The 3,567-nt window shown below is 59.2% G+C and carries 3 protein-coding genes, 1 tRNA gene and 1 pseudogene; 2 read left to right on the forward strand and 3 right to left on the reverse strand.

The genetic code is table 11. The features are described 5' to 3' along the window. The 3 genes from VEZ52_RS10230 to VEZ52_RS10240 form a co-directional block, all read right to left on the reverse strand. A tRNA-Ala gene (locus VEZ52_RS10230) sits at window positions 1–72 on the reverse strand. 99 nt (window positions 73–171) lie between these two features. Next, the gene (locus VEZ52_RS10235) at window positions 172–1,806 is read right to left on the reverse strand and encodes a glycosyltransferase family protein (protein ID WP_324836716.1); all 1,635 of its coding nucleotides are present in this window, start codon (window positions 1,804–1,806) and stop codon (window positions 172–174) included. Window positions 1,807–2,063: 257 nt separating this feature from the next. Then, window positions 2,064–2,600 carry a superoxide dismutase family protein gene (locus VEZ52_RS10240; protein WP_324836717.1) on the reverse strand — a complete coding sequence of 179 codons (537 nt, stop codon included), beginning with the start codon at window positions 2,598–2,600 and terminating at the stop codon, window positions 2,064–2,066. Between the two features lie 181 nt (window positions 2,601–2,781). Here VEZ52_RS10240 and VEZ52_RS10245 point away from each other — a divergent pair, with 181 nt between their 5' ends. Both VEZ52_RS10245 and VEZ52_RS10250 read left to right on the forward strand, forming a co-directional pair. Beyond that, entirely contained in the window at window positions 2,782–3,462 is a 681-nt protein-coding gene (locus tag VEZ52_RS10245) for an RlmE family RNA methyltransferase (protein ID WP_324836718.1), read from the forward strand. Between the two features lie 30 nt (window positions 3,463–3,492). After that, window positions 3,493–3,567: pseudogene (locus VEZ52_RS10250) on the forward strand (YebC/PmpR family DNA-binding transcriptional regulator); the annotation flags it as partial.

The following is a 3,567-nucleotide window of genomic DNA, read 5'->3' on the forward strand; positions in this document are numbered from 1 at the left end:
GGAGAAGAAGGGATTTGAACCCTCGACCCCCGCCTTGCGAAGGCGATGCTCTCCCAGCTGAGCTACTTCCCCACAATGGAAAGCTTAACGCAGGAAATGAGCAATAGGCAAAACCGCACGACTTGTCAAGCCTTTCTCCTGATCAGTTGCGCATCCAGCCTCCGCCACCTGTCAGGCAAAAGTTTCGATAATCTGCTGAATACGTTGTTCATAGCCGTGCTGCTCGCGCAGGTGCCCACGCCATGCCCGGCGCAGATCATACGCGGCTTGCGGATGTGCCTGAAACCATGCGCATCTGGCCATAAAGTCGCTCGGCCCGCGCAATGTCATGGGTTCGGTCAATTCCGCAGGGAAGATTTCCAATCCAGATGTGGCATCACTGAGCAGCAACCCGCCGCTGGCCCAGACGTCAAAATGGCGCTGGCTCAGGCTCTGCGGCAACAGCAGGCTGGTTACGTTCAGCACGGCTTCGGCCCGCGCATACGCTTCGGGCAGTGCCGTGTAGTAATCCACTGGCGGCAGTATTTCCATGCCAGGCAACAGGGGCTTCCAGCCATCGTCACCGATGATGCGCAGCCCGCCCTTGCCAGCCCCTGCGGCAAAAAGCCAGCGCCGCCTGTTGGCCTGCGCGCAGCGCTCGGCCCCAAGGCCCGGACGGCGCGCATCATAGCCAGGCCACAGCGAGCCTCCCAGTTTGTCATGCCACCAGAAAAAATGCGGCGCATCCTTCGGGCCGGTGCTTGCCTCAAGCAGCCTCGCGGCCTCAGCCTCCAAAGCCTGCGGCACACTGGCCGCAGCAAAAAAACGCTCTTTTTCAGGAAAGGCGGAACGCCCCACAAACAGGGGCGGCCCTATACTAATGGATGATGGAGCAAAATCCGGCAGATCGCGCCACATGTGCGGCGCAACAGCCAGGGGCAGATGAAAAACCCGGCCCGCGCCATATGCTTTAAGGTCATCGACAAAGCCGGCATCTGTCACAAAAATATGGGCATCCCGCCACCAGGGCAGCCGCAGGCCAGACAAAACATGCCAGGGATTATCCACAAACCACAGGACAACGGGAATCCCAAGGGCCCGGCAAAGCTCAAAAACGCGTCCGTCAGCATCCAGCCCGCGCAGGTTTACTGAAAGCAGAAATGCTGGCTTCCCCCCTTGCAGGAGGTCGCGCCAGCGGGGCAAAAAATCATCCTCACGGCCTGCCTGCGCTCCGCCCATGCCAGACACGGGCTGCGGCAGAGCGTCCACCACCGGCCCGAAACCGCATTCGGCAAGAGCCGTGCGCAATTCCTGATGCAGCAACTGCCCATCATCGCCGGGCAGCAGAACTGGCCCCCGAACACCCTCGGCAGTCTTGGGCGCACTCGCCCGCGCAGCGGATACAGGAAGCGCGAGGGCCGCATCCACCCGGCCCAGCAACGGCCCCCAAAAATCAGGATCAAGCCGTAAGCCGGGCGAGTAAATGCAGCGACGGCACTGCCCTGCCAAAGCCACAGCCTGCTCTGCGGTGACCGCGCGCCAATGGGCGGGCAACGGTTCGCGCGGCAAAATTTCTGCCTCCAGCCTCCATGCCTCCAGGGCACGGGCCACTAGCGGAGATTCCAGCCAGTATACGGCGGGAGCATCGGCAAGTAAGGGCAAAACCTGCGGCAGGTTTGCTCCTGATTTTGGCCCCAGCCCGAGCAGCAGCACCGCATCGCCTTCTCCCCGGCAGGTCCAGGCTTCCGGGCCATCGGGCAGGCTCACGGCCCGACCCGTAAAGTCAGGCAAACGAACCCGCTGGGGGCGTTTGTCTTGGTCGGCCATATTTTTCTCCGCCAATGCAGACTCCTTGCGGAACTGTCCTATCAAACAAAAAGCCCCGCTGCGGCAAGCAAGCGGGGCAGAATAATCCAAAACTCCGCGCCGGTTACGGTAGTCGGAGGCTCTCCCCTGTGGCTGGCAATACTTTGCGCAGATAATGACGCGCCATCGCCAGAACTGCAAGACCTGCACAAGGGAATGCATGAACCATCCACGCGAGCAGGCAATTTTTCTGCCGCGTGAATGCAAAAAACATAATCCTACTTGATCACGCCGCAGGCGATACGCGCTCCGCCGCCGCCAAGAGGAGCCGGCTGGTCGGAATAGTTGTCGCCGCCAGCATGGATCATGAGCGAGCGGCCCTTGATGTCGGCTGTGGTCAGATCAGCCACATGCAACTTGGCCTTCACATTTTGCTGCGCATCGGCGGTGATAAGCGGCAGGTCGCCCTTGTGACCATGCTTGCCAGGGCCTTCATGCTTGCCAGCGTGGGTGGGATCATAATGCCCTCCGGCGGAAAGACCGGCCACATTGGCGCCATCCTTGGCAGCGGGTGCGCACGAAGGATTTTCATGCACGTGCATGCCGTGGTCGCCCTGGGGTATGCCAGCGATATCGACCATGATATCCATGCCACCCTTGCCGTCATCTTCAAAAGCAACAAAGCCGATGGCCTCTCCAACGCCCTCGTTGCTGATCTTGTTCACAGGCACTTTAACGCTTTCCGCCAGTACCGTCTGCGCCCCAAAGCCGAGCGCGCAACCCGCAAGACAAGCGGCCAAAAGAATCCGTTTCATAGCCTCTCCTTACTGGTGATAGAGTGCGAGATCAAAGGTTCTGGAAACTTATTGAAAAAATATCCTGATAAATCCCAGAGGTCAACCAGTTCTACAATTTTGCGCGGCTCGTCACGAAGGGCTGCATTGCGCACTTGGCGAGCGCGATAAAAAAGGGTATGGTCACCTGTTGGAATTTACCATGAAAGAATACCGTGATCATTATTTCCTGAAGGCCAAGCGCGAGAATTATCCCGCACGCTCGGTCTACAAGCTCAAGGAGCTGGACTCCAAGTTCCGCCTGCTGCGCCCCGGCCAGCGGGTTCTCGACCTTGGCGCTGCCCCTGGATCGTGGTCCATGGGCGCGGCGGAAAAGGTCGGTACGCGTGGACTTGTGCTCGCCTGCGACATTCAGAGCACCGAAACGGTGTTTCCGTCGCAGGTCACATTCATGCAGGAAGACGTGTTCAACCGCTCTGCCGAGTTTGAAGCAAAACTCAAGGAGCTGGGGCCTTTTGACGTTGTCATCAGCGACATGGCCCCGCGCACAACGGGCACGCGCTTTACGGATCAGGCCCGTTCGCTTGAGCTTACGGTTGAGGCATTGGCTGTAGCCTGCCTGCACCTTAAAAAGGGCGGCAGTTTTGTGGTCAAAATCTTTATGGGGCCAGATATTCAGGAGCTGCTCGCGCCCATGCGCAAGGCTTTTGATGCGGTCAAATCGTTCAAGCCCAAAAGCTCGCGGGCCGAAAGCAAGGAAACATTTTTTGTCGGCCTTGGTTTTCGCGGCCAGGCGGGCGCTGCCCCAACGGCGCACGTGCCGGGCGAAGCCGCCGGAGAAACTTCGCACGAAGTTGCCGACGACGCGCCGCCGGGTATATAAACATACTCTACACAAGGTTTCGGAGGTTTTATGTCAGGTCACAGTAAATGGGCCAATATCCAGCACCGTAAGGGTCGCCAGGACGCCAAGCGCGGCAAGATTTTC

The sequence above is a fragment of the Desulfovibrio sp. genome, from assembly GCF_035644575.1.
Classification (GTDB): Bacteria; Desulfobacterota; Desulfovibrionia; order Desulfovibrionales; family Desulfovibrionaceae; genus Desulfovibrio.

What these genes read in the sequence shown, in the direction of transcription:
- VEZ52_RS10235 (WP_324836716.1), bottom strand. Translation starts at nt 1,806, where the DNA reads ATGGCCGACCAAGACAAACGCCCCCAGCGGGTTCGTTTGCCTGACTTT.
- VEZ52_RS10240 (WP_324836717.1), bottom strand. Translation starts at nt 2,600, where the DNA reads ATGAAACGGATTCTTTTGGCCGCTTGTCTTGCGGGTTGCGCGCTCGGC.
- VEZ52_RS10245 (WP_324836718.1), top strand. Translation starts at nt 2,782, where the DNA reads ATGAAAGAATACCGTGATCATTATTTCCTGAAGGCCAAGCGCGAGAAT.